At 68.0% G+C, this 25,748-nt stretch carries 16 protein-coding genes; 8 read left to right on the top strand and 8 right to left on the bottom strand.

The annotated features are described in order from the left end of the window. Positions 1–32 precede the first annotated feature (32 nt). Entirely contained in the window at positions 33–845 is an 813-nt protein-coding gene (locus V5F78_RS17905) for a cephalosporin hydroxylase family protein (protein WP_394067857.1), read from the top strand. 189 nt (positions 846–1,034) lie between these two features. Here V5F78_RS17905 and V5F78_RS17910 read toward each other — a convergent pair whose 3' ends face one another. From V5F78_RS17910 to V5F78_RS17945, 8 genes are all read right to left on the bottom strand, one after another. Continuing rightward, on the bottom strand, positions 1,035–2,957 hold the full coding sequence (locus V5F78_RS17910; protein ID WP_394067658.1) for an O-linked N-acetylglucosamine transferase, SPINDLY family protein: 1,923 nt from the start codon (positions 2,955–2,957) through the stop codon (positions 1,035–1,037). Between the two features lie 823 nt (positions 2,958–3,780). Beyond that, a complete protein-coding gene (locus V5F78_RS17915; protein ID WP_394067660.1) occupies positions 3,781–4,689 on the bottom strand; it encodes a hypothetical protein in 909 nt (302 codons plus the stop codon). 171 nt (positions 4,690–4,860) lie between these two features. After that, positions 4,861–8,139: an efflux RND transporter permease subunit gene (locus V5F78_RS17920; RefSeq protein ID WP_394067662.1), complete on the bottom strand. Its 3,279-nt coding sequence runs from the start codon at positions 8,137–8,139 to the stop codon at positions 4,861–4,863. Beyond that, a complete protein-coding gene (locus tag V5F78_RS17925; RefSeq protein ID WP_394067664.1) occupies positions 8,136–11,222 on the bottom strand; it encodes an MdtB/MuxB family multidrug efflux RND transporter permease subunit in 3,087 nt (1,028 codons plus the stop codon). Before V5F78_RS17925 ends, V5F78_RS17920 begins: the two co-directional genes overlap by 4 nt. Before the next feature lie 97 nt (positions 11,223–11,319). Then, a complete protein-coding gene (locus V5F78_RS17930) occupies positions 11,320–12,867 on the bottom strand; it encodes an MdtA/MuxA family multidrug efflux RND transporter periplasmic adaptor subunit (RefSeq protein ID WP_394067666.1) in 1,548 nt (515 codons plus the stop codon). A 48-nt stretch (positions 12,868–12,915) separates the two neighbouring features. Then, on the bottom strand, positions 12,916–13,431 hold the full coding sequence (locus V5F78_RS17935; RefSeq protein WP_394067668.1) for a periplasmic heavy metal sensor: 516 nt from the start codon (positions 13,429–13,431) through the stop codon (positions 12,916–12,918). After that, on the bottom strand, positions 13,428–13,916 hold the full coding sequence (locus V5F78_RS17940; protein ID WP_394067670.1) for a hypothetical protein: 489 nt from the start codon (positions 13,914–13,916) through the stop codon (positions 13,428–13,430). The genes V5F78_RS17935 and V5F78_RS17940 overlap by 4 nt, the downstream gene beginning before the upstream one ends. Positions 13,917–13,920: 4 nt before the next feature. Further along, positions 13,921–14,466, bottom strand: coding sequence for a sigma-70 family RNA polymerase sigma factor (locus V5F78_RS17945; protein ID WP_394067672.1), 546 nt, complete (start codon positions 14,464–14,466; stop codon positions 13,921–13,923). A gap of 293 nt (positions 14,467–14,759) precedes the next feature. Between V5F78_RS17945 and V5F78_RS17950 the strand changes: the two genes are divergently transcribed. The 7 genes from V5F78_RS17950 (at position 14,760) to V5F78_RS17980 (ending at position 25,485) form a co-directional block, all read left to right on the top strand. After that, the gene (locus V5F78_RS17950; RefSeq protein WP_394067674.1) at positions 14,760–15,938 is read left to right on the top strand and encodes an efflux RND transporter periplasmic adaptor subunit; all 1,179 of its coding nucleotides are present in this window, start codon (positions 14,760–14,762) and stop codon (positions 15,936–15,938) included. Continuing rightward, complete coding sequence (locus V5F78_RS17955) at positions 15,935–19,096, top strand: multidrug efflux RND transporter permease subunit (protein WP_394067676.1); 3,162 nt, start codon at positions 15,935–15,937, stop codon at positions 19,094–19,096. The genes V5F78_RS17950 and V5F78_RS17955 overlap by 4 nt, the downstream gene beginning before the upstream one ends. A 524-nt stretch (positions 19,097–19,620) precedes the next feature. Continuing rightward, positions 19,621–20,700 (top strand): ABC transporter ATP-binding protein, encoded by a 1,080-nt coding sequence (locus tag V5F78_RS17960; protein ID WP_394067678.1) that lies wholly within the window; start codon positions 19,621–19,623, stop codon positions 20,698–20,700. A gap of 1 nt (position 20,701) precedes the next feature. Then, positions 20,702–21,751, top strand: coding sequence for an ABC transporter ATP-binding protein (locus V5F78_RS17965; protein WP_394067679.1), 1,050 nt, complete (start codon positions 20,702–20,704; stop codon positions 21,749–21,751). After that, the gene (locus tag V5F78_RS17970) at positions 21,748–22,692 is read left to right on the top strand and encodes an ABC transporter permease (protein ID WP_394067681.1); all 945 of its coding nucleotides are present in this window, start codon (positions 21,748–21,750) and stop codon (positions 22,690–22,692) included. The genes V5F78_RS17965 and V5F78_RS17970 overlap by 4 nt, the downstream gene beginning before the upstream one ends. Continuing rightward, on the top strand, positions 22,692–23,597 hold the full coding sequence (locus V5F78_RS17975) for an ABC transporter permease (protein ID WP_394067683.1): 906 nt from the start codon (positions 22,692–22,694) through the stop codon (positions 23,595–23,597). Before V5F78_RS17970 ends, V5F78_RS17975 begins: the two co-directional genes overlap by 1 nt. Positions 23,598–23,859: 262 nt before the next feature. Continuing rightward, positions 23,860–25,485 carry an ABC transporter substrate-binding protein gene (locus tag V5F78_RS17980; protein WP_394067685.1) on the top strand — a complete coding sequence of 542 codons (1,626 nt, stop codon included), beginning with the start codon at positions 23,860–23,862 and terminating at the stop codon, positions 25,483–25,485. Positions 25,486–25,748: the final 263 nt, after the last annotated feature.

Here is a 25,748-nt window from a genome sequence, read left to right on the forward strand (position 1 = left end):
AGATGCACGCTCCCATACAAAGGCTCGCCGACATGACGCCGGACCAGACCTTCGCCAAATACGTCGCCGGCAACATCGCCGGCATCGGCGCCGACCGTGATTTCCTCGGCCTGTCCAACATCTGGGTGCGCGAATGCATCCGGCACAATTATGCGCAGAATTTCACCTGGCTCGGCCGGCCCATCATCCAGGTGCCGCAGGACACCTATGCGATCCAGGAGCTGATCTGGCGGGTGAAGCCGGATCTCGTGATCGAGACCGGGATCGCCCATGGCGGCTCGCTGATCCTCAGTGCCTCCATGCTGGCGCTGATCGACTATTGCGAGGCGATGGAGCGCGGCACGCCGCTCGATCCGCAAGGCGCCGGCCGCAAGGTGATCGGCGTCGACATCGACATCCGCCCGCACAATCGCGCCGGCATCGCGGCCCACCCGCTCGCCCGCAAAATCGAGATGATCGAGGGCTCCTCGATCGACGATGGCATCGTCGCGCGCATCCGCGCGGCGGCGGCACAGGCGCAAACGGTGATGGTGTTCCTGGATTCCAACCACACCCACGACCACGTGCTGAGCGAACTGGAGCTTTACGCCCCCATGGTCTCGCAGGGGTCCTATGTGGTGGTGTGGGACACCGGGGTGGAGGATCTGCCCGCCGGCATGTGCGCCGACCGGCCCTGGGGCAAGGGCGACAATCCCAAGACCGCCGTATGGGACTATCTGCGCCGGCTGGACAATGATCCGCGCCATGGCGAGGATGGGGAGCGGTTGCGGTTTGAAATCGACAAGGTTCTGGAACACAAGCTCGCCATCACGGCGGCTCCGGACGGCTTCCTGCAGCGCCTGTGACCGGCGTGGATGCGCGATCTTACCGCAAAATGTTTCACGTGAAACAATGAGTTAGCGCAGACGAACACAGGTTTCGTGGCGCTTCTCCGCGGCATGTCGGCGGAAGACACCGGCATTTCGGGGGAGGTTCGCGCACGCTTTCGGCGAAGATTTCGGCGAACGCGCGGTTTCACCCTCCGGCGGGACCCCTCACGCCTCCGGCGAAACCTCTATGGCCTCCGGCGCGATCCTTATGACCTCCGGCGGCTTGCCGGCGCAGCGCAGGGCGTGCATCCGCTCATAGGCCGCCTCCAGCCCACGCGCATAGCGGGTCGCGTCGAACAGGTCGGCGGCGGCGCGGTTGGCGGCGAGGCGGGCGCGCAGGTCGGCCAGGCGCTGGGGATCGCGCGCCAGGGCGAGCGCCAGGGCCTCATAGTCCGCCAGGGTATGGGTGACGAGGTCCGGCAAGCCCACCGCATGGAGCAGGCTGCTGGCGACCCGGCTGGCGAAGCTCTCCCCCGCGCAGGTCACCAGCGGCACGCCGGCCCACAGGGCATCGCTCGCCGTCGTGTGGGCGTTGTAGGGCAACGTATCGAGCACCAGATCGGCATGGCGCTGGCGTGCCAGATGGTCCGCCGGCTCGGCGCGCGGCGCGAAGAGGATGCGGCCGGGATCGACCCCCATCGCACCCGCCTCATAATGCAGATTGTCCCGCGCCACGTCGTTCGCCTCGAACAGCCACAGCACCGATCCCGGCACGGCCGCGAGCAGGCGCATCCACACGGCGAAGACGTCGGGGGTGATCTTGTAGGTATTGTTGAAGCAGCAGAAGACGAAGCCGGCCTCCGGCAGGCCGCAGGCGGCGCGCGACGGCACCTGCGCCGCGATGGCGCGGCGGCTGTCGTTGGGCTGGTAGGTGCCGGGCAGTTGGACGATCTTCTCGTCATAGAGCGGCGCGGCCTCCAGCGGCGTCACGAAGGCATCGCCGATGATGTAGTCGATGAACGGCGCGCCCATGGTGCCGGGATAGCCGAGATAATTCACCTGCACCGGCGCGGGCCGCAGGGCCATGATCTCGGTGCGGCAGCCGAAGGTGTAGCCCTTCAGGTCCACCAATATGTCGATGCCGTCGGCGCGGATGCGGCGCGCCGCCGCTTCATTGCTGAGATCGCCCACTTCCACGAAATGGTCGAACGCCCCCACCAGCCGGCGCCGCATATCGGAGCCGTCGTCGGGACCGTAGGAATAAGCGAAGGTCTCGAACCGTGCGCGGTCGTGCCGCTCGAAGAGTTCCACCGCCAGAAACGCCGTGGCATGGGCGAACAGGTCGCGCGAGAGATAGCCCACGCGAATGCGCCGGCCCGGCGCGGGCACTTCGTGCAGCGGGGGCAGGATGTCTTCCGGCTTCACCCGCACACCCTGGCTCCAGACCCGCGCCGCGCGCAGATGCTCGCGCGCGGGGACGCGGGCGGCGAGGCGCATGAAAGGCCCGGTGCGGGCGCCGGTGGTCTCCAGCACGCGCGTCAGTTCCGCTTCCTCCGCCTCCCCGCCGCGCCATTCGCACGCATGGCGGCGCTGGATCGCAAGGCCGTAGAGCGCCACCGGATCGCGCGGCCGCAGCCGCAGCGCCTGGCGGAAGAATTGGATCGCCTGCTGCACCTGCCGGCCCTCGGCACAGATGCTGCCGAGATTGATATAGGCTTCCACATGGTCGGGATCGGCCGCGAGCGCGGCATTGAAGGCCGCCACCGCTTCCGGGAGGCGGCGCATCTCGAACAGCACCAAGCCCCGGTCGGCATGCAGCGCGGCAAGGCCGGGCTTGGCGGCGCAGGCCGCTTCCAGCAAGGCGAGGGCGTCGGCATCGCGCCCCTCATTATAGGCCGCGATGGCCTGCTGGCCGAGATGTTCCGCCACCAGCACGCCGCGCGCGATGGCGGCGCGCAGGGTTTCGTGGGCGGCGCGCGGATCCCCCTTCCCCACCAGCACCGTGGCAAGGCCGAGCCAGGCGTCGGGCTGCTTGGGATCTTGCGCGAGCGCCTGCCGATACAAAGCTTCCGCCCCCGCGCCATCGCCGGCCTGGCACGCCGCACGGGCGCGGGCCATGAGCCCGAGCGCGGATGCGATCGCGCTCACCCGCGCCTGCGGACGGCCCTGCGCGGTCCGTGCCCTTTGCTGCCTGCCCATGATGCGATGCCCTTCTTCCGCCCGGGCGCGCCAGATGCGTTCGTTCCGGCCCGCCGCGAGACGCTCCGATACGATCCTGGGCATGCGACCTTGCACGGGGCTGGGTGGACGGCCCAGCATCGGGAGGGCAGGCAGGGCGCGCCCTTGTCTTTCTTTCATCCGCCGTCATGGCTGGGCTCGGCCCGGCCATCCACGCCGTGCCGAACGTGGACGCCTTGAAAATCCGCCACCAGCGGCACCGCGTGGATGCACGGGACGAGCCCGTGCATGACGAGGCTCTGCTGCAACGGCGTCAGGGCATGAAGGTCGAATGGTCTGACGGTGCGCGCGTTTGTCTTCTTTCACCAATCGTCATGGCCGGGCTCGTCCCGGCCACCCACGCCGAGCCGCCCGCGCGCACCTTGGAGAGCGAGGGCCAGCGGTGCCGCGTGGGTGCACTGGACAGACCCGGGAACGTCGAGCGACCCTAGCCCGCGCAAGAATTTCGGGCCGTTCCGTCCATATTGGATGCATCTGTCGCGCGCGACGCCTTCCTCTCGCCGCAATAAGCCTCTATACGTGCAGTCCTCAGCAGCGGCGCCGGAAACGGCGACTTGGGGAACGGACGGATGTACTCCGGCCCTGAAGCATAGCTTGAGACAGGAAGCCCCGCGTCAGCGGGGCTTTTTTGTTATCTACGTGGCCGGCAAACAATTTCCTCTACGGTATCCCCGGCGTCGGGTGGAAGAGGGTCTCCCGAGGTTCGCGGGCCGACACGCCCCCCAATGCCCCCTCATTTGCCGCGGGCGATATCGAGCAGGGCGTCCGCGCGCTTCACCGCCACGGGGAAGAAGGGCTGTGCCGGCGCCTCCTTGGCAAAGCAGGCGCGGAAGGCCTGCGAGCCCGCGTCATTAATGCGGGTCAGTTCCTCCCAGCGCGGATCCTCGCTCTTATTGTCCTTTTCGATCGCCTTCTGCAGGGCCTCGGCCTTGGCCTTGTAGGGCTTCCAGATCGCCTCGCAGGCCGCGATGGGCTTGATGTTCAGCTTCGCCATGGTCAGGCCGACCATGGCCTTGCCGTCGGCGATCCGGACGATGGCGATCTGGTTCGGGGCGATATTGCCGGGCGGCTCGTCGGCCTGGAGGCCGAGCACCGCGAGCGCGGTTTCCCCAGGCGCCGCCGCCACCGGCAAGTCCACATAGGGCTGGTAATAGCCGCCGTCGAAGGCAAGCGCATCCTGGAAGAATTCAGCGGTGGCCATGGCCGTCTTCACGCCACCGGCGAGCGCGGCGGGTGCCCCGTCATCCTTTGCGCGCGCGGCCAGCCACGTCTGGAACACGCTCTGCGGCGTGACGACGAGGCGAGTGCTGACATCCTTGTTCCCGAAGTCCAGCCCGTCGAGCAGGTGGGTGGGGCTGCTCTCGTCATAGGTGAAGGTTAAGAGCGTGTAGATCGGCGGGCCCAGCCCCTTGAACTTGAGCGGGCCGAGGGCGGTCGCCAGCCGCTTGCCGAGATCCATGAAGGCGGCCTGCTCGCGCATGACCACCGCCGCATCCCCACTCTTGCCCGCCTTGGCGGCAGCGACCGATGCGGCGATCGCCGTGTCGCGGGCGGCGACATAATCGCCGAGCGCATCGGCGGCGGCTGGCAGCGCGGCCGCGAGGAACAGGACGCAGGCGAGGGGACGGACAATTCCTCTCATGGGCTTTCCTTCGAAGACGGCGAGCCGGTCCTGCCGGCCCGTGCGTAACGGAAGGTTAAGCCCGGCCAAGGTCAAGCCTGAAATGCACGCGGCCTTGCGCCGTTGCGTGCTTCCGCCGCACCGCATCCCAGCCGTGATGGCGCCCGAGCCACGGGCCGCCCGTGCGCACCCCTATTCCGCCGGCGCCAGCGGCGGGGCGGCGCCGCCTCTCTCCTCGCGCGATGCGCGCGCCGGACGGCGGCGCAGGCGGTCGAGCAGCAGATAGACCACAGGCGTCGTGTAGAGCGTCAGGATCTGGCTCACCATGAGCCCGCCGATGATGGTGATGCCCAGCGGCTGGCGCAGTTCCGCCCCCGTGCCCGAGGCGAGCGCCAGCGGCACGGCGCCGAAGATCGCCGCGAGCGTGGTCATGAGGATGGGCCGGAAGCGCTGCAGGCAGGCTTCGCGGATCGCCGCCTCGGGCGAGAGGCCGCGCGCACGCTCCGCCTCCAGGGCGAAATCCACCATCATGATGGCGTTCTTCTTGACGATGCCGATCAGCAGGATCACGCCGATCAGCGCGATCAGGCTGAACTCGCTCTTGCACACGATCAGCGCCAGCACCGCCCCCACCCCCGCCGACGGCAAGGTGGACAGGATGGTGAGCGGGTGCACGAAGCTTTCGTACAGGATGCCGAGCACGAGATAGACGCTCAGCAGCGCCACCAGGATCAGCAGCGGCTGGGTGCCCAGCGATTGCTGGAACAGCTTGGCCGTGCCCTGCGAGGTGCCGTGGATGCTCGCGGGAACGCCAAGCTCCACCATGGCCCGGTTGATGGCCGCCAGCCCCTCGCCGAGCGTGATGCCGGGCTTGAGATTGAACGAGAGCGTGCTGGCCGCGAACAGGCCCTGGTGGTTCACCGCCAGCGGCGTGGTGCCGGGGCCGAAGGTGGCGAAGGCGGAGAGCGGCACCGAGAGATTGAACTTGGTGCTCACCGCGGCCCCGGTGGAGGCGCCCGACTTGGTGGTGTTGGCGATGCGGTTGGTATTGGCGTTGCGCACCGCGTCCGCCGAGAGCGCATCGGCCGAGCCGGTGAGCTGGGTGGAGACCGCCGCCACCGCCGCCGTGGCCGCGCTGCCCGCGAGCGCGCCGCCGGACGTTGAAATGCGGATGTCGTCGAGGGTGCGCGGGTCCTGCCAATATTGCGGCGCCACCTCCATCACCACATGATATTGGTTCAGCGGCGCATAGATGGTGGAGACCTGCCGCTGGCCGAACGCGTCATAGAGCGTGTTCGAAATCTGGGCCATGGAGAGCCCCAGCCGGGCCGCGGTGTCGCGGTCGATCTTCAGGTCGATCTCCAATCCCTTCTCCTGGGTGTCGGAATTCACGTCGGTGATGTCCGGCACGCTGCGCAGCGCTTCGGTGATCTTGGGCGTCCATTCCCGCAGTAGGTCGAGATCGTCGCTCTGCAGCGTGTATTGATATTGCGCGTTGCTCTGCCGCCCGCCGGCGCGCACGTCTTGCATGGCCTGGAGGAACAAGGTCGCGCCCGGCACCTTGGCAAGCTTGGGGCGCAGGCGCGCGATCACCTGGTCGGCGGAGGCGTCGCGCTGCTCCAGCGGCTTCAGCGCGATGAACAGAAAGCCCGAATTGGTCTGTGAGCCGCCGGTATAGCCCACCACCGTATCCACCGCCGGGTCTTCCTTCACGATGGCGACGAAGCGGCCGAGCTTCTCCCGCATGAGCTGGAAGGAGATGCTCTGGTCGGCCTGGATGCCGCCCATGATCTGGCCGATATCCTGCTGGGGAAAGAAGCCCTTCGGCACCACGGTGAACAGGTGCACGTTGAGCGCCACGGTGGCGGCCAGGATCGCCAGCACGTACAGGCGATGGCGCAGCGCCCAGCCGAGCGTCACATCATAGCCCGACAGCACCGCGCCGAACACGCGCGCGCCAAACCGCCCCAGGCGGCCCGGCGGCGTCTTCGAGGGCGGGGCGATGAGCCGCGCGCACATCATGGGCGTCAGCGTCAGCGACACCACCAGCGACACCAGGATGGTCACCGACAAGGTGACCGCGAATTCCCGGAAGAATCGCCCGACGATGCCGCCCATGAGCAGGATCGGTATGAACACCGCGATCAGCGAGAGGCTCATGGAGAGGACGGTGAAGCCCACCTCCTTCGCCCCGAGGAGCGCGGCTTCCATGCGCGTCATGCCGGCTTCCACGTGGCGCGTCACGTTCTCCAGCACCACGATGGCATCGTCCACCACGAAGCCGGTGGCGATGGTGAGGGCCATGAGGGAGAAATTATCCAGGCTGTAGCCCAGCAGGTACATGAAGCCGAACGTGCCGATCAGCGACACCGGCACGGCGACGCTCGGAATGATCGCCGTGCGCAGATCGTGCAGGAACAGCAGCACCACCCCCACCACCAGGATCACCGCCAGAACGAGACTGCGCTCCACATCGTGCAGCGAGGCGCGGATCGAGCCGGTGCGGTCCATGGCGATGGCAAGGTCGATGTCGGCGGGAATCGAGGCGCGCAGCTCCGGCAGCACCGCCTTCACCCGCTCCACCGCCTCGATGATGTTGGCGCCGGGCTCGCGCGAGAGGATCAGCAGCACCGAGGGGCTGCCGTTGGCGAGGCCCTCGTTGCGCACGTTCTCGACCGAATCCAGCACGTCCGCCACCTCGGACAGATGCACCGGCGCGCCGTTGCGATAGGCGACCACCAGATTGCGATAGGCGGCGGCCTCGTGCGCCTGGTCGTTGGTGTAGATCTGATAGCGCTTGTCGCCCTGCTCGATGGCCCCCTTCGGCGCATTGGCATTGGCCGAGGCGAGCGCGGCGCGGATGTCCTCCAGCCCGATGCCGTATTGGAACAGGGCATGGGGATTGATCTCCACCCGCACCGCCGGCAGCGAGGAGCCGCCGACCGTCACCAGCCCCACGCCCTTCACCTGCGAGAGCTTCTGCGACAGCACGGTCGCCGCGGAATCATAGAGCTGGCCGCGGCTGAGGGTCTTGGAGGTCAGCGCCATGATCATGATCGGCGCGTCGGCGGGGTTGACCTTGCGATAGGTGGGATTGCTGCGCAGCGCCGCCGGCAGGTCCGCCCGCGCCGCGTTGATCGCCGCCTGCACGTCGCGCGCCGCGCCGTCGATGTCGCGGTCGAGGCCGAATTGCAGGGTGATGCGGGTGGAGCCGAGCGTGCTGGTGGAGGTGATCTCGGAAACGTCCGCGATCTGGCCGAGATGGCGCTCCAGCGGCGTCGCGACCGTGGAGGCCATGGTCTCGGGATTGGCGCCCGGCATGGAAGCCGTGACCTGGATGGTCGGCAGGTCCACCTGCGGCAGCGGAGAGACCGGCAGGAAGAAGAAGGCGAGCGCCCCGGCGGCCGCGAACCCCAGCGTCAGCAGGGTGGTCGCGATGGACCGCCGGATGAAGGGCGCGGAAATGTTCATTCCGCCGGTTCCGCCGCCATGCGGGGCCGCCCGCTGAAGCGCCGCGCCAGATTTTCGAACGCGAGATAGATCACCGGCGTGGTGAACAAGGTGAGCACCTGGCTCACCACCAGGCCGCCGACGATGGCGACCCCGAGCGGCTGGCGCAGTTCCGCCCCCGCGCCCGAACCGAGCATCAGCGGCAGCGCGCCGAGGATCGCCGCCATGGTGGTCATGAGGATCGGCCGGAACCGCAACAGGCAGGCCTGGTAGATCGCCTCGGCGGGCGGAAGGCCCTGGTTGCGTTCCGCATCGAGCGCGAAGTCGATCATCATGATCGCGTTCTTCTTCACGATGCCGATCAGCAGGATGATGCCGATGATGCCGATGATGTCGAGCTCCCCGCCCATGGCCATCAGACCCAGCAGCGCGCCGACGCTGGCCGAGGGCAAGGTGGAGAGAATGGTGATGGGGTGGATGTAGCTCTCATAGAGCACGCCCAGCACGATATAGACCGTGACGATGGCGGCGAGGATGAGCAGCAATTCATTGCCGAGCGCCGCCTGGAAGGCGAGCGCGGCGCCCTGGAACGAGGTGACCACGCTCGCCGGCAGGGCGATGTCACGCTCCGCCTGCTGCACCGCCGCCACCGCCGCGTCGAGCGCCACGCCGGGCGCGAGGTTGAAGGAGACCGTCACCGCCGGAAACTGGCTGAGATGGCTGATCTGCAACGGCGCCGGCCGCTCGGTGATGGTGGCGATGGCGGACAGCGGCACCTGCGCGCCGTTCGAGCCGGGCAGATAGACCGTATCGAGGGATTTCAGCGTGGCCTGAAGCTTGGGATCGGCCTCCAGGATCACGCGATACTGGCTGGTCTGGGTGAAGATGGTGGAGATGATGCGCTGGCCGAAGGAATCGTAGAGCGCATTGTCCACCGTCGCCATGGTGATGCCGAACCGGGCAGCGGTGTCGCGGTCCACCGTGATGTCCACGGCAAGGCCCTGATCCTGCTGGTTGCTGGTCACGTCCGCGAGTTCCGGGCTGCGGGACAGGCGATCCAGCAGGCGCGGCACCCAAAGGGACAGCTCCGCCGGGTCGGTATCCTGGAGCACGAAGGTGTATTGCCCCCGGCCGGAGGTCGCGTCGATGGTGAGATCCTGCACCGGCTGGAGATAGAGCGCGATGCCGGGCAAATGCGCCACGTCCGCCGTGATGCGGCGGATGACCTGAGAGACGGTGGCCGTGCGCTCGCCCTTGGGCTTCAGCTCGATGAGGAAACGGCCGCTGTTGAGCGTCGCATTGGTGCCGTCGGCCCCGATGAAGGAGGAGAGCGCGGAGACGTCGGGATCCTTCAGGATCGCCGCCGCCAGCGCCTGCTGGCGTTCCGCCATGGCGGCATAGGAGATGGATTGCGGGCCTTCCGAGACACCGGAGATCAGCCCCGTGTCCTGCACCGGGAAGAAGCCTTTCGGGATCGCCACATAGAGCGCCACCGTCACGCCGAGGGTCGCCACCGCCACCAGCAGGGTCGCGCCCTGGTGGCGCAGCACCACGCGCAGCATGGCGCCATAGGTGGAGATCACACCGTCGAACCAGGTGCGCTTGCGCGGCCCGTCTTCCACCGGCCGCGCCTTGAGCAGGCGCGCGCACAGCATCGGCACCAGGGTCAGCGAGACAACCGCCGAGATCAGGATCGTTACCGCGAGCGTGATGGCGAATTCGCGGAACAGGCGGCCCACCACGTCCGCCATGAACAGCAGCGGAATCAGCACCGCGATCAGCGACACGGTGAGCGAGACGATGGTGAAGCCGATCTGCGCCGAGCCCTTCAGCGCCGCGTCGAACGGCTTCATCCCCATCTCGATATAGCGGGCGATGTTCTCGATCATGACGATGGCATCGTCCACCACGAAGCCGGTGGCGATGGTGAGCGCCATGAGCGAGAGATTGTTCAGCGAAAAGCCCGCCAGATACATCACGGCGAAGGTGCCGACGATGGAGAGCGGCACCGAGAGGCTGGGGATGACGGTTGCGGGGATATCGCGCAGGAACACGAAGATCACCAGCACCACCAGCACCAAGGCGAGCACCAGTTCCAGCTCCACGTCGCGCACCGAGGCGCGGATGGTGGTGGTGCGGTCGGTGAGCACGGCAACATCCACGCTCGACGGCAGGTTGGCGGTGAGTTCCGGCAGCAGCGCCTTGATCTCGTCCACCACGGCGATCACGTTCGCGCCCGGCTGGCGCTGGATGTTGAGGATGATGGCCGGCGTGGTGTTCATCCAGGCGGCGAGCTTGTCGTTCTCCGCCCCGGCGATCACCTCCGCCACCTGGGACAGGCGCACCGGCGCGCCCTTGCGATAGGCGATGATGAGGTCGCTATAGATCGCCGGATCGCGGATCTGATCGTTCGCATTCACCGAATAGGCCCGCATGGGGCCGTCGAAACTGCCCTTGGGCGTGTTCACATTGGCATTGGCGACGCTGGTGCGCAGATCGTCGATATTAAGGCCGTAGGCCGCGAGCGCGGAGAGATTGGCGCGGATGCGCACCGCCGGGCGCTGGCCGCCGGACAGGCTCACGAGGCCGACGCCGGCCACCTGGGACAGCTTCTGCGCGACGCGGGTGTCGGCGAGGTCCTGAAGTTCCGTGGGCGCGAGCGTCTTCGAGGTCACCGCCAGGGTGAGGATGGGCGCGTCGGCGGGGTTCACCTTGGCATAGATCGGCGGCGCCGGAAGATCGGAGGGCAGCAGGTTGCCGGCCGCATTGATCGCCGCCTGCACTTCCTGTTCCGCCACGTCGAGCGAGAGTTCCAGGCCGAATTGCAGCGTGATGACCGAGGCGCCCGCCGAAGAGGAAGACGACATCTGCTTGAGGTTCGGCATCTGCCCGAGCTGGCGCTCCAGCGGCGCCGTGATCGAGGAGGTCATCACCTCCGGGCTGGCGCCGGGATAGAAAGTGCGCACGGCGATGGTGGGGTAATCCACCTCCGGCAAGGCCGAGAGCGGCAGGAAGCGGAACGCCACGATGCCGACCAGCAGCAGCGCCGCCATCAGCAGGAAGGTGGCGACCGGCCGCACGATGAACGGTTGGGAGGGATTCACGCCGCCCCCTCCCGCGCCTTCGTCGGAGCAGCCGTCTTCGCGCTCGTCGTCGCACTCGTCTGCGCCGCGCACGCGGACGGCGCGGGCTGCGGCCGCCTCATTTCACACCGCCCGGGGCCGGCGGCGCGCCACCGCCCTGCGCTGCCGCAGGGGCCGCGCCGGGACCGGCATCGGGAACGATGCTCGGCCCCACCGCCGGCACCGTGCCTGCGGGCGGCGAGGTGGCGGGCTTCTGGGCCGCTGGCGCTGGTGTCACCGGTGCGGACGCGGAGGGCGCGGCCGCCGGGGCAGCAGGGGCCGCCGGATCGGCGTCGGACGATGCCGGGCCGGGCGTGGCGGGAATCGCCACCTCGCCCTTGCCGTGGTCACGGTTTTCCGGGTTGCGGCGCTGGCGGCGCTCCGATCCATCGCCCGCGACCGACGCCGGCTTGCCGCCGGCCGCCGCATCGGGCTCGCTGATCTTGGCGCCCTCGCGCAATTTGTCCGCGCCGTCCACCACCACCTTGTCGCCCGGCGCGAGCCCCTCCGTCACGACGATCCGGCTGCTGTCGGACGCGCCGAGCGTGATCTTGCGCACGCTCACCGTATTGTCGGGATGGACCAGATAGACATAAGTGCCCGGCGCGCCGCGCTGCACCGCCGCCGAGGGAATGACGGTGACGTTGGTGAGCGTATCCACCCGCAGGTCCACATTCACGAACTGGCTCGGAAACAGGGCTTCGTCCGCATTGTCGAACTGGGCCTTCAGCTTCACCGTGCCGGTGGTGACATCCACCTGGTTGTCGATGGTCACGAGCTTGCCCGTGGCGAGGGAGGCGCGGCGGTTGCGGTCATAGACCACCACCGGCAGGTCGGCGCCGCTCGTCAGGCGCCGGAGCACCTGGGGCACCTTGTCCTCGGGCAAGGAGAACAGCACGGTGATTGGCTTGATCTGGGTGATCACGGCGATGCCGGTGGAATCGCCCGCCTGGACGTAATTCCCGCGATCCACCAGCCGCAGGCCGACGCGGCCGGTGACGGGGGCGGTGATGTGGCAATATTCGAGGTTCAGCTCGGCGGTGCGCACCTGCGCCTCGTCCATCTCCACCGTGCCCTGAAACTGCTCCACCAGCGCCTGCTGGGTATCGACCTGCTGCTGGGAGGCGGCGTTCTTGGCCACCAGCTGGGTGTAGCGATTGAGGTCCAGCTGGGCATTCTTCAATTGCGCCTGGTCGCGGGCCAGCTGGCCCTTGGCCTGTTTCAGCGCCGCCTCATAGGGGCGCGGATCGACTTCCGCGAGCGGGGCACCGGCCTGGATTTCCTGTCCCTCGGTGAAGAACAGATTGATCAGGCGGCCGCTGATCTGGGTCTTCACGGTCACTGTGGTGAGCGGCGTCACCGTGCCGAGCGCGGTGAGGGTCACCGGCATGCTGCCGGTCTGCGCCAGCGCGGTGGCGACCGGCACGGGCAGGCCGGCGAGGCCGGCACGCCGTCCGGCCTGCGGCGTTTCCTGCGGGCGGATCAGAAATCCCGCCCCCACCAGCGCCAGCAGGGCGATGAAGATCAGGAACGACCAGGCAAACCGGCGCCGGCGCTTCGGCGCCGGCTCGGATGCGAGAGTGATGGGTTCGCCGCGCAAATCGCGCAACGGGCGTGGGTCGTTCATGGAAACACCAGATAGCTTGGGAGGGCCGCGCGCTCGCGCCCGGCATCATCACCGTGATTGTGGTTGGGGCGAGGCGCCACGCTCGACCTCGTCGGGGGGAACCCAGCTCGCAAGCCGCGCGCGGCCTTCCGCCGACATCTCGCCGGCGGCAGCGATGATCACGCCGTGCAGCGCGCGCCACAGGGCGCGCCGCGCCTCCCGCAGCTGCATCAGGGCGGTGTCGGCGGCGGCGCTGTCGAACGGCTCCGCCGCCAGGGCGGCGCGCACCTTGTCCTGCGCCATCCGCGAGGCCGCCTGCGCGGCATCTATGACGCCGAGCGCGCCCTGGAACCTCGTCCTCAGCGCCTGCGCATCCGCCGCCGGCAGGGCCGCCGCGAGCCGGTCGATGCGCGCGGCGGGGCTGCGGTCGAGCGGTGCCGGCACCGGCGCCGCCGCGCGTTCGCGCGTCTCCTGGATCGTCACCGCGACCGCAAGGCCGACGAAGAACAGGTTCAGGGCAAGGGAGGCCACCAGCAGCAGCCGCTGCGGCGGGAACGTGCCCATGCGGATCGCGCCCCCACTCATAGCGCGCTCTCCTCCGGCGGGCCGGGCTCGAACACGATCGTGCTGAGATCGGCGGTCATTTGCGGATGGGTGAGGGCCGGCATCGTCGCGTCGAGGGGGCTCGGATCGACCACGTTGAGGCCGGCGAGGAAGCCGAGGGCCGCCATGCCCGCCAGCGCGGCGATGCTCGGCCAGGCCGGGCGCAGATCGAGCGCCAGCAGCCAGGAGGGCAGCCATCGCACCGGCGCCCGCGTGCCCTGCGGGGGCAGCGGCAAGGCGGCAAGGCGCGCGGCGATCCGCCGGCCGGCCGCGAGATCCTGCGCCGCCGGCCCGGCCGCGACCGCGCGCGCCACGCGGACATCAAGGGCGGCATGGGCGGCCAGCAGGCCGGCCACCGACGGGTCGCGCGCCATCAAGTCGCGAGCCCGCCGGCGCGCCGGCTCGGGCCAGAGCGAAACATCGGCCCCGTGTGCGACGAGCAGATGCTCGAATTCGTCCTGGGTCATTTTTTCATTCCTCCCCTAGCCGTGGGCCGAGACGGGCGCGCAAGGCACGCCGGGCACGGACCAGCAGCGTCTCGACGCCGGAAACCGAGGCGTCGAGGATTTCAGCGGTGCGGGCATTGGACAGCCCTTCCCAATATGTAAGCAGCACGGCCGCCCTTTGCCGCTCCGGCAGATCGGCGATGGCGCGGGCAAGCGCTTGGTCCTCGTGCCCCCGCGCGAGGCGCGCGAGGGCGTCGGGCGACGGGTCGACGACGTCGGCGGCATCCTCCAGTGGCGCGAATTCCCGGCGGCGGCGGTGGTTGAGGCACAGATTGACGACGATACGGTAGAACCAGGTGCCGAATGCGGCCGTCGGCTGCCAGCGGGGCGCCGCCCGCCAGACGCGCAGAAAGGCATCCTGGACGATATCCTCGGCATCGGCGGAATTGCCGAGGAAGCGGCGCGCGAGCGCGACCGCGCGCACCGCATAGCGCTCGGTGAGCGCGCGGAACGCTGCCGCATCCCCTCGGGCGACGCGCGCCATGAGGTCTTCGTCGCTCGCTTCGCCCATCCGGGTACTCGAACCTGCCCCCGCTTGCCGCAGCATGCCATCATGATGCAGGTCTCCTCAATCCGACGGCCAAAAAGCGGCATCCCCCACGGCCTTGCGACCAGCCCGGGGCGCGGGACCTGTCTGATTCAACACGGGACGGGCCAAAACCCTGCGCTCGCCCGCCACCCCTGCGCCGCGATGCCGCTCGCGCCGGGCGCGATGTTCACGGCAGCGTGAGGCGCGACGCGGCCGCGCAGGGTTCGCGGACATGATGTGTTCAAAGGCCGTAACGGACGAAGGGAACTGGGCTGATGCCGCGTCTCGTGTGGGTCGTAACGCCGGCCATTCTGGTGGCCGGCGCGCTTGCTTGGCACTATGGGTTCGCCGCGCCCGCCTCGCCCCAGGCCAATGCCAAGAAGGCCCCGCCGCCCATCCCCGTTCTGGCCGGGCCGGTCCGCGAACAGAATTTCCCGGTCTATGCCACCGGCCTCGGCACGGTGCAGGCCTTCAATTCCGTGACCGTGAAGGTGCGCGTCGACGGCGAGCTGGACAAGGTCACTTTCACCGAAGGGCAGGACGTGAAGGCCGGCGACGTGCTGGCGCAGATCGACCCGCGCCCGTTCCAGGCCACCCTCGCCCAGGCCCAGGCCGCCAAGGCCAAGGACCAGGCTCAGCTCGCCAATGCCAAGCTGGACCAGGACCGCTTCAAGCAGCTAGTGACCAAGAACGCGGTCTCCCAGCAGCAGCTCGACACCCAGAACGCCCTCGTCGCCCAATATGAAGCGGCGATCCAGGGCGACGATGCGGCCATCGACAGCGCGAACGTGCAGCTCGGCTATACCACGGTGCGCGCGCCGATTTCCGGCCGCACCGGCGTGCGGCTGGTGGACGAGGGCAATATCGTCCACGCCGCCGACACCACCGGGCTGGTGGTGATCACCCAGCTGAAGCCGATTTCGGTGATCATCTCCCTGCCGCAGGACCGCCGCGACGACGTGGTCACGGCCATGGGGCAGGGTCCGGTGACGGTGCTCGCCTTCCGCCGCGACGGCGTGACCCAGCTCGGCGCCGGCACCGTGACGCTGATCGACAACCAGATCGACCAGAGCACCGGCACCATCCGCATCAAGGCCACCTTCCCGAACGAGGATCTCAAGCTCTGGCCGGGGGCGTTCGTGAATGCCCAGGTGCTGGTGGACACCCGCAAGGATGCCATCCTGGTGCCGGCGCAGGTGGTGCAGCGCGGGCCGGACGGGTTCTATGTCTATGTGGTGCGCGACGACGACACGGTGGAAAAGCGCGCCGTCACCGTCGGGCCGAGCCGCGCCGGGCAGATGGTGGTGGAAACCGGGCTCACCGCTGGCGAGCGCGTGGTGGTGGACGGCCAGTACAAGCTCACACCCGGCGCCCATGTCAGCGTGAGCGCGGCGCCCGACGCCAAGCCGCAGGCCGCCCCGCTCTCCACAGCCAGCGCCGAGAAGCGGGCATGAGCCTTTCCGCCCCCTTCATCCGGCGCCCCATCGCCACCTCGCTGCTGATGCTGGCGCTGGTGCTGATCGGCGGCGTCGCCTATCCCCTGCTGCCGGTGGCACCGCTGCCGCAGGTGGATTTTCCCACCATCCAGGTCTCCGCCAGCCTGCCCGGCGCCAGCCCGGAAACCATGGCCTCCTCGGTCTCGACCCCTCTGGAACGCCAGTTCGCGCAGATTGCCGGCGTCACCCAGATGACCTCGACCAGCGCGCTCGGCGTCGCTTCCATCACCATCCAGTTCGATCTCAACCGCGCCATCGACGCGGCCGCGCAGGACGTACAGGCCGCCATCACCGCCGCCAGCGGCCAATTGCCCAAGAATCTCCCCACCCCGCCCACCTATCGCAAGGTGAACCCCGCGGATGCGCCGATCCTGATCCTCGCCGTGCAGTCGGATCTTTACCCGCTCACCAAGCTGGACGATTACGCCGACACCATCCTCGCCCAGCAGATCAGCCAGATTCCCGGCATCGCCCAGGTGGCCATCACTGGCGAGCAGAAGCCGGCGGTGCGGGTGCAGGTGGACCCGGCCAAGATCGCCTCGCTCGGCATGAGCCTGGAGGACGTGCGCGCCATCCTCGCCGCCGCCACCGTGGATTCCCCCAAGGGCTCGTTCGACGGCACGGCCCAGAGCTTCACCATCTATGCCGACGACCAATTGCTCGCGTCCTCGCCGTGGAACGACGTGGTCCTCGCCTATAAGAACGGCGCCCCGGTGCGCATCCGCGACATCGGCCGCGCGGTGGACGGGCCGGAGAACGTGCGCCTCGCCTCCTGGCAGAACGGCAAGCGCGGCATCCAGCTGATCGTGTTCAAACAGCCCGGCGCCAACGTGATCCAGACCGTGGACCGGGTGCACGGGATGATCCCGCGCCTGGAAGCCGCCCTGCCCCCCGGCATCGACGTGCTGGTGATCTCCGATCGCACCCAGACCATCCGCGCCTCGGTGGAGGACGTGCAATTCACCATGATGCTCACCATCGGCCTGGTGGTGGCGGTGATCTTCGCCTTCCTGCGCAACGTCTGGGCCACCATCATCCCGAGCGTGACCGTGCCCATGGCGCTGATCGGCACCTTCGCCGTGATGTATGCGCTCGGCTATTCCATCGACAATCTCTCGCTGATGGGCCTCACCATCGCGGTCGGCTTCGTGGTCGACGATGCCATCGTGATGCTGGAGAACATCTATCGCCACATCGAGGAGGGCATGGCGCCGTTCGAGGCGGCGCTCAAGGGCTCGGCGGAGATCGGCTTCACCATCATCTCGATCTCGCTCTCCCTGGTGGCGGTGTTCATCCCGGTGCTGTTGATGGGCGGCATCGTGGGCCGGCTGCTGCGCGAGTTCGCGGTGACGGTGACCATCACCATCCTGGTGTCGGTGGTGGTCTCGCTCACGCTCACGCCCATGATGTGCTCGCTGTTCCTGAAAAGCGATCACGGGGTGAAGCACGGCCGCCTCTACATGGCCTTCGAGAACTTCTTCGACGGCCTGCTCGCCGCCTATGACCATGGCCTGAAATGGGTGCTGCGCCACCAGTTCGCGACCCTGATGACCCTGTTCTGCACCATGGCCGCCACCGGCTATCTCTATGTGGTGATTCCCAAGGGCTTCTTCCCCCAGCAGGATACCGGCTTCATCCAGGGCTTCTCGGAGGCCGCGCAGGACATCTCCTTCTCCGCCATGTCGCAGAAGCAGATGGCGCTTCTCGCCGTGGTCGGCCGCGATCCCGCCGTCGAAAGCGTGGCGGGATCGGTGGGCGCCACGGGCGGATCGCAGACCGTGAACACCGGCCGTGTCTGGATCACGCTCAAGCCGCGCGACCAGCGCGACGCCAGCGCCGACCAGGTGATCGCGCGGCTGCGTCCGCAACTCGCCAAGGTCGAGGGCATCGCCCTGTTCCTCCAGGCCTCGCAAGACATCAATGTGGGCGGGCGCCCGTCCCGCACGCAATATCAATACACCTTGCAGGACGCCAATCTCGCCGAGCTGAACGCGTGGGCGCCGAAGATGCTGGCGACCCTGCGCGCGCTGCCGGAACTCCAGGATGTTGCCACCGACCAGCAGACCAACGCACCCACGGTGTCACTGAAGATCGACCGCGACACCGCCGCCCGGTTCGGCATTCAGCCGCAGGTGATCGACGACACGCTCTACGACGCCTTCGGCCAGCGGCAGGTGGCGCAATATTTCACCCAGCTCTCGCAATATCACGTGGTGCTGGAGATCGACCCCAAGCTCCAGGTGGATACCGGCGCGCTCGACAAGCTCTATGTGAAGTCGCCGCGCACCGGCGATGAGATCCCGCTCTCGGCCTTCGTGAAGGTGGACACCTCCAAGAGCGCGTCGCTCTCCATCTCGCACCAGGGCCAGTTCCCGGCGGTCACGCTGAGCTTCAACCTCAGCCCCGGCACCGCGCTCGGCCAGGCGGTGGATGCGATCAAGCAGGCGGAGCTGAAGATCAACAAGCCGCTGACGCTGATCGGCACGTTCCAGGGCACGGCGCAGGCGTTCCAGGATTCGCTGCGCACCCAGCCCTATCTGATCCTCGCCGCGATCATCGCCGTCTACATCATCCTCGGCGTGCTCTACGAGAGCTACATCCACCCGCTGACGATCCTCTCCACCTTGCCCTCGGCCGGGCTCGGCGCCTTGCTGATCCTGTATTTCTCGGGGTTCGACCTGAGCGTCATCGCGCTCATCGGCATCCTGCTGCTGATCGGCATCGTGAAGAAGAACGCCATCATGATGATCGACTTCGCCCTCGCCAAGGAGCGCGAAGAGGGCATGGCGCCGGAGCAGTCCATCTATCAGGCCTGCCTCACCCGCTTCCGCCCGATCATGATGACCACCATGGCCGCGCTGCTGGGCGGCCTGCCGCTGATGCTCGGCACCGGCACCGGCTCCGAACTGCGGCGGCCGCTCGGATTCGCCATCGTGGGCGGGCTGCTGGTGAGCCAGGTCCTCACCCTCTACACGACCCCGGTGGTCTATCTCTACATGAACCGCCTACAGCTCTGGCTGGGGAAAGGGCGGCGGGAACGCGCGGCCGCCAAGCGCGCGGAGGCGCACGCCCCCGCCCCGGTTGCCGAACACGGTGCCGACGCACCGGCAACCTAGAGCGGCTTCGAGCGCGGCGGGTCCCGGCACGGCTGGCGAAACCGGGGCCGGCATCCGGCGACAGGGCGTTTTCCGATTTCATGAACCGGGACGCGCTCGCGGGGATCTCCCGCCGTGATCCTCGCACTCAAGGCTTGTGGTTCGACCATGCGGGCCAGAGGGACTCCCTCTGCCTCGGTCGAACCGCGAGGGCGGCGGGGCTTCTTGCGGGGAGAAGTCCCGCCGTCTGGCGTGCGGACCCAGCGTCACGCCCCTGTGATGTGCATGGATATCGCGCGCAGCCGCCGCGGCGCGCGCCGCCGGGCACAGGCCGGAAAACGGTGTGAAACCGCCATTCCGGCGCGCCCGGCTGCGACAGCATGGCCGCCGCCGCCGTGCATATTTAATTTTGCATTCAGAAACGCTGATATTTTGCGCATTTACTGCCTAGAAAACATTCTTCCTCCCACGGAGACAGGTTGTTAGCGTCTGCACAATTACCCCCGGCACCTTGCTGCGGGGCAGCATTCGCTTGGGACCCATTGATGACCGACCCGTTGCCGGCGCCGCTTGCCGAGAGCCCGTTGCAGCCGCTGCCCGACGTGGGCGGTCCGGCCCAGGCCCTGCTGAGCGTCTCCGGGCTGACCAAGACCTTCGCCGGACGCGGCACGCTGTTCGGCGGGCGCGCCGGCGCGGTGCAGGCGGTGAACGCGGTGTCGTTCGACGTGCGCAAGGGCGAAACCCTCGGCATCGTGGGGGAATCCGGCTGCGGCAAGTCCACCGCCTCCAAGCTCATCATGGGCCTGCTGGAGCCGACCGCCGGGGAAATCGTGTTCGACGGCGAGCCGCTGGGGCGCGACGCGGCGGGGCTGCGGCGCTATCGCCGGCAAGTGCAGATGGTGTTCCAGGACAGTTTCTCATCCCTGAATCCGCGGCTCACCATCGAGGAATCCATCGCTTTTCCGCCCATGGTCCATGGCATGGCGCGCAAGGCGGCGATCGGCATCGCCCGCGACATGCTCGCCGCCGTGGGGCTCCAGCCGGCGCAATATGCCACCCGCTTTCCCCATGAGCTGTCCGGCGGCCAGCGCCAGCGCGTGAACATTGCGCGCGCCCTCGCCCTACGGCCTCGCCTCGTGGTGCTGGACGAGCCGGTCTCCGCCCTCGACAAATCGGTGGAAGCGCAGGTGCTGAACCTGCTGATGGACCTGAAAGCCGAATTCGGCCTCACCTACATCTTCATCAGCCACGACCTGAACGTGGTCCAGTACATTTCCGACCGGGTCCTGGTGATGTATCTCGGCCGCGTGGTGGAACTCGGCGCCGCCGAGGCCATTTTCGCCGGCGCCGCCCATCCCTACACCTCCGCCTTGCTGGCAAGCCGTCCCTCGGTCGCCGGACGCAGCCGCGAGGCGCCGCCTCTGGTGGGCGATCCGCCGAGCCCCGTGAACCCACCTTCGGGATGCGCCTTCCATCCCCGCTGCGCGTTTTCCGAAGGGGTGTGCGCCACCACCCGTCCGGCGCTGCTGCCGGTCGCGGTTCCAGATCGCCAAGCGGAGCATCTGGCCGCCTGCCTCATCAACCAGCCGGGCAGCGGCCACAGCCGCGCGCCGAAGGCCGCCTGACATGAGCGCGCTCCCCCAGACCCAGCCCCAATCCGAGCCCTTGGTGAAGGTGCGCGACCTGAACGTCGCCTTCGTCTCCAAGGAAGCAACGCTGCATGCGGTGAACGGGGTGGATTTCGACCTCGCCCCGAAGGAGACGCTCTGCATTCTCGGCGAGAGCGGCTCCGGCAAGTCGGTGACGCTACGCTCGCTCATGCGCCTGCATCCGCCCAAGCGCACCCGCATCACCGGCACCATCGAGGTGGACGGCACCGACATCGTCGCCGCCTCCGAGCGCGAGCTGTCCTCCATCCGCGGCCGGCTCGTCTCCATGATCTTCCAGGAGCCCATGACGGCGCTGGACCCGGTGTTCACCATCGGCAAGCAGATCACCGAGACCATCCGCCGGCACGAGGGTGTCACCCAGCAAGAGGCGCAGCGCCGCGCCCTCGACCTGCTGGAGCTGGTGCAGATCCCCTCCGCCCGCCAGCGGCTCGATGCCTATCCGCACGAACTCTCCGGCGGCCTGCGTCAGCGTGCGATGATCGCGGTCGCGCTCTCGGTGCGGCCGAAGCTGCTGCTGGCGGACGAACCGACCACCGCCCTCGACGCCACCGTGCAGATCCAGGTGCTGCTGCTGTTGAAGCGCATCCAGGCGGAGCTGGGCATGGGCGTGATCTTCGTGACCCACGATCTCGGGGTGGCGGGTGAGATCGCCGACCGCATCGCCGTCATGTATGCCGGCCGCTTCATCGAGGAGGCGCCGGCCGAGCCGCTTCTTGAGGCGCCTGAGCATCCCTATGTGGAAGGGCTGCTGGGCGCCACCGTCACCCCCGCCTCGCGCGGACGGCGGCTCACCGCCATTCCCGGATCGCCGCCCAACCTGCGCACCCTGCCGACGGGCTGCGCCTTCGCGCCGCGCTGCCCATCCGTCGAGCCCGCCTGCCGCGCCGCCGTGCCGGATCTGCGCGCCATCGCGCCGGATCGCACCGTGCGCTGCATCCACCCGGCCGGCCTGCGCCCGCCGATGCCGCCCGCCATGGCCCTCGCGGCCGAGGAGCGCGCCCCATGATCTTCTACATCGTCCGCCGCGTGCTCTATTCCATTCCCATCGCCCTGTCGGTGGGGCTGGTGTGTTTCATGCTGGTCTATATCTCGCCCGGCGATCCCATCAGCGCCATCGCCCCGCCCGACGCCCCGGCGGAGATGATCACCCAGCTGCGCCGGGACTATGGGCTCGACAAGCCCTTGCCCGAACAATTCCTGATCTGGCTTGGCCGCGTGGTGCAGGGCGATCTCGGCCGCTCGCTCGCCACCGGCCGGCCGGTGTGGGGCGAGGTCTCGGTCGCGCTTAAGAACACGGTTTCGCTGGCGGTGGCCGCTTGCACGCTGGCATTCGCCGTCGGCATGCTGCTCGGGGGGCTTGCGGCGGCGTTCCGCGATACCTGGGTTGACCGCATCGCCATGACCGTCGCCGTCGCCGGCGTCTCGGTGCCGCATTATTGGCTCGGCATGCTGCTGGTGGCGGTGTTCGCGGTCACCTATCCGCTGGCCCCCTCCATGGGGGCGGGGCCCGGCGGCACCTTCGTGTGGGATTGGGCGCACTTGCCCTTCCTCATCCTGCCCATGGTGACGCTGAGCGCCATTCCGCTCGGCCTGGTCGCCCGCACCGTGCGCGGCACGGTAATCGAGATCCTGCACCAGGAGTTCATCACCACCCTGCGCGGCAAGGGCCTGCGGAACGGCGGCATCCTGCTGCATGTGGCCAAGAACGCGGCGCCGAGCGTGCTCGCGGTCATGGGGCTGCAGCTCGGCTACCTCATGGGCGGCTCGATTCTGGTGGAGACCGTGTTCTCCTGGCCGGGCACCGGCTTTCTTCTGAACAGCGCCATCTTCCAGCGCGACATCCCGCTTCTGCAAGGCACCATCCTGGTGCTGGCGCTGCTGTTCGTCGCGCTCAATCTCGTGGTCGATCTCGGCCAGGCGCTCCTTGACCCCCGGATCAAACGGTGATGACCCTGATTGCCGCCAAGGACACCCGCGCGAAGGACACAAGCGCACCCGAAAAAGCCGAGCAGCCGCAAGGATATTGGCATGGCGTCGCCAAGCGCGTGCTGCGCGACAAGGCCACCATGTTCTGCCTGCTGGTGCTGCTGCTCATGCTCCTCGCGATCGTGTTCGCGCCGCTGATCGCGCCCTATGACCCCTATGTGGGCAGCATGGCGCGGCGGCTGAAGCCCATCGGCACGCCGGGATATCTGCTCGGCACCGACGAACTCGGTCGCGACATGTTGACCCGCCTGCTCTATGGCGGGCGCCTCTCCTGGTTCATCGGCATCATGCCGGTGGCGATCGCCTTCGTCATCGGCTCCTCGCTCGGCGTCATCGCGGGGTTCGCGGGCGGCTGGCTGAACATGCTGATCATGCGCGCCACCGACGTGTTCTATGCCTTCCCCTCGGTGCTGCTGGCGGTGGCGGTGAGCGGGGCGCTCGGGCCCGGCATCTTCAACGCCATCCTGGCGCTGACCCTAGTGTTCATCCCGCCGTTGATCCGCATCTCGGAAAGCACCACCGCGGGCGTGCGGGCGCTCGATTATGTGGAAGCGGCGCGCGCCACCGGGGCCTCGCCCTTCACCATCATCCGCGTGCATGTGCTGCCCAACGTGATGGGGCCGATCTTCGTCTATGCGACCGGGCTCATCAGCGTCGCCATGATCCTCGGCGCGGGCTTGTCCTTCCTCGGGCTCGGCACCCGCCCGCCGGAAGCGGAATGGGGGCTGATGCTCAATACGCTGCGCACCGCGCTCTACAGCAAGCCGCTGCTGACGATGCTGCCGGGCATCTGCATCTTCGTGACCTCCATCTGCTTCAACATGGTCAGCGACGGACTGCGCGGCGCCATGGAGGTGAAGAACTAGCCCGGACATGAACAGCCGCACCTCTCTTGCCACCCGTCATGGCCGGGCTTGTCCCGGCCATCCACGCGGCGCCGCCGGGAATGGCTTTCGCGGAAGCTCTAGCGGCAAAGCGTGGATCCCCGGGACAAGCCCGGGGATGACGGTGCGGTAAATCACGCAAGAGCCGGCGCAGACCGGCGAACCAGGGCAGGACGCACCGGACGAGCGAAGATTTCAAAAAGACACACGAACCAAGAACACACGAACCTTCCAGGAGTCCTTGATGCCACCATTCGATTTGACGCGCCGCACCTTGCTCACCGGCACCGCCGTTACGGCGGCGGCCGCCACCCTCGGCGGGCTGCCGCGCCCGGTCTTCGCCCAGGCCGCCTCCAGCCTGAACTACGGCATCTCCATGACGGACGTGCCGCTCACCACCGGCCAGCCCGATCGCGGCGCCGGCGCCTATCAGTTCACCGGCCTGACCCTCTATGACCCGCTGGTGGCGTGGGAACTCGATGTCGCCGACCGCCCCGGCAAGATGATCCCGGGCCTTGCCACCTCCTGGGAAGCCGACCCCACCGACCGCAAGAACTGGATCTTCAAACTGCGCGAGGGCGTGAAATTCCACGACGGCTCGCCGTTCAACGCCGACGCGGTGATCTGGAACCTCGAAAAGATCATGAACACCCAGGCGCCGCAGTTCGACGCGCGCCAGGCCGCGCAGGTGAAGCCGCGCCTGCCTTCGCTCGCGTCCTACAAGAAGCTCGACGACATGACGGTGCAGATCACCGCCAAGGGCGTGGACGCGCTGTTCCCTTATCAGATGATGTGGTTCCTCATCTCCTCTCCCACCCAGTTCCAGAAGGTGGGTGGCGACTGGGCGAAATTCGCCATGGCGCCCTCCGGCACCGGCCCGTTCAAGATGGGCGAACTGGTGCCGCGCGTGCGCGTAGAGCTGCTGAAGAACCCCGACTATTGGGACAAGAAGCGCCTCGCGAAGGTGGACAAGCTCACCCTCACCTGCATCCCCGAGGATCTCTCGCGCGCCAGCGCCCTGCTGTCCAACCAGGTGGACCTGATCGAATCCCCCGCGCCGGATTCCGTCGCGCGCCTCAAGCAGGCCGGCATGCGCCTTTCCACCAACGTGGTGCCGCACGTGTGGAATTATCATCTCTCCATGGTGGAAGGCTCGCCCTGGCGGGATGTGCGCCTGCGCCGCGCCGCGAACCTTGCCATCGACCGTGACGCGGTGGTGGAATTGATGAACGGCCTCGCCGTGCCGGCGGTCGGTCAGGTGCCCCAGTCCAGCCCCTGGTTCGGCAATCCGACCTTCAAGATCCGCTACGACATGGATGCGGCCCGCAAGCTCGTCAGCGAGGCCGGCTATTCCAAGGACAAGCCGCTGAAGGTCAAGTTCATCGTCCCCACCGGCGGCACCGGGCAGATGCTGTCCATGCCGATGAACGAATTCGTGCAGCAGAGCTGGGCGGAAATCGGCATCGCGCTGGAGCTTCAGCCGGTGGAGCAGGAAGTCGCCTATACCGCATGGCGCAAGGGCGCGGCCGACCCGAGCCTTGCCGGCATCACCGGCTCCAACGTCGCTTATGTCACCAGCGACCCGTTCTACGCCATCGTGCGCTTCTACAGCTCCAAGCAGATCGCGCCCGTGGGCGTGAACTGGAGCCACTACAAGAACCCCGAGGTGGACGCGCTGTGCGACCAGATCACCGCCACCTTCGATCCGGCCGAGCAGGACAAGCTGCTGGCCAAGGCGCATGAAAAGGTGGTGGACGATGCCGTGCAGGTGTGGGTGGTGCACGACGTATATCCGCACGCGCTCTCGCCGAAAGTGAAGACCTACACCCAGGCGCAGCACTGGTTCCAAGATTTGACCACGCTGTCCTGAGTGGGGCTGGTCTCAAGAGTGAGAAGGGGCGCCCGCGGGCGCCCTTTTTTTATGGACGGCGCCATTTCCGCCTTCGGCGGCCCCCTCCCCCGCACGCGGGAGACGGGGCGCGCCGGCGCGTGAGGGAAGCATCTGCTCCCACCCCCAAACCACCCGAATTCCCTCTCCCGCTTGCGGGGGAGGGTTAGGGAGGGGGAATTTGCGGGGGAGGGTTAGGGAGGAGGAAGGCCGGACGAGGCGCGGGAAGGGGCAGGCGAGGTTGA

The organism is Roseixanthobacter glucoisosaccharinicivorans, assembly GCF_043195095.2.
Lineage (GTDB): Bacteria > Pseudomonadota > Alphaproteobacteria > Rhizobiales > Xanthobacteraceae > NCEH01.

Coding starts and splice junctions, on each gene's coding strand:
- V5F78_RS17950 (WP_394067674.1), top strand. CDS start 14,760: ATGCCGCGTCTCGTGTGGGTCGTAACGCCGGCCATTCTGGTGGCCGGC.
- V5F78_RS17905 (WP_394067857.1), top strand. CDS start 33: ATGACGCCGGACCAGACCTTCGCCAAATACGTCGCCGGCAACATCGCC.
- V5F78_RS17940 (WP_394067670.1), bottom strand. CDS start 13,916: ATGACCCAGGACGAATTCGAGCATCTGCTCGTCGCACACGGGGCCGAT.
- V5F78_RS17945 (WP_394067672.1), bottom strand. CDS start 14,466: ATGGGCGAAGCGAGCGACGAAGACCTCATGGCGCGCGTCGCCCGAGGG.
- V5F78_RS17955 (WP_394067676.1), top strand. CDS start 15,935: ATGAGCCTTTCCGCCCCCTTCATCCGGCGCCCCATCGCCACCTCGCTG.
- V5F78_RS17975 (WP_394067683.1), top strand. CDS start 22,692: ATGACCCTGATTGCCGCCAAGGACACCCGCGCGAAGGACACAAGCGCA.
- V5F78_RS17980 (WP_394067685.1), top strand. CDS start 23,860: ATGCCACCATTCGATTTGACGCGCCGCACCTTGCTCACCGGCACCGCC.
- V5F78_RS17915 (WP_394067660.1), bottom strand. CDS start 4,689: ATGAGAGGAATTGTCCGTCCCCTCGCCTGCGTCCTGTTCCTCGCGGCC.
- V5F78_RS17970 (WP_394067681.1), top strand. CDS start 21,748: ATGATCTTCTACATCGTCCGCCGCGTGCTCTATTCCATTCCCATCGCC.
- V5F78_RS17920 (WP_394067662.1), bottom strand. CDS start 8,139: ATGAACATTTCCGCGCCCTTCATCCGGCGGTCCATCGCGACCACCCTG.
- V5F78_RS17960 (WP_394067678.1), top strand. CDS start 19,621: ATGACCGACCCGTTGCCGGCGCCGCTTGCCGAGAGCCCGTTGCAGCCG.
- V5F78_RS17930 (WP_394067666.1), bottom strand. CDS start 12,867: ATGAACGACCCACGCCCGTTGCGCGATTTGCGCGGCGAACCCATCACT.
- V5F78_RS17965 (WP_394067679.1), top strand. CDS start 20,702: ATGAGCGCGCTCCCCCAGACCCAGCCCCAATCCGAGCCCTTGGTGAAG.
- V5F78_RS17935 (WP_394067668.1), bottom strand. CDS start 13,431: ATGAGTGGGGGCGCGATCCGCATGGGCACGTTCCCGCCGCAGCGGCTG.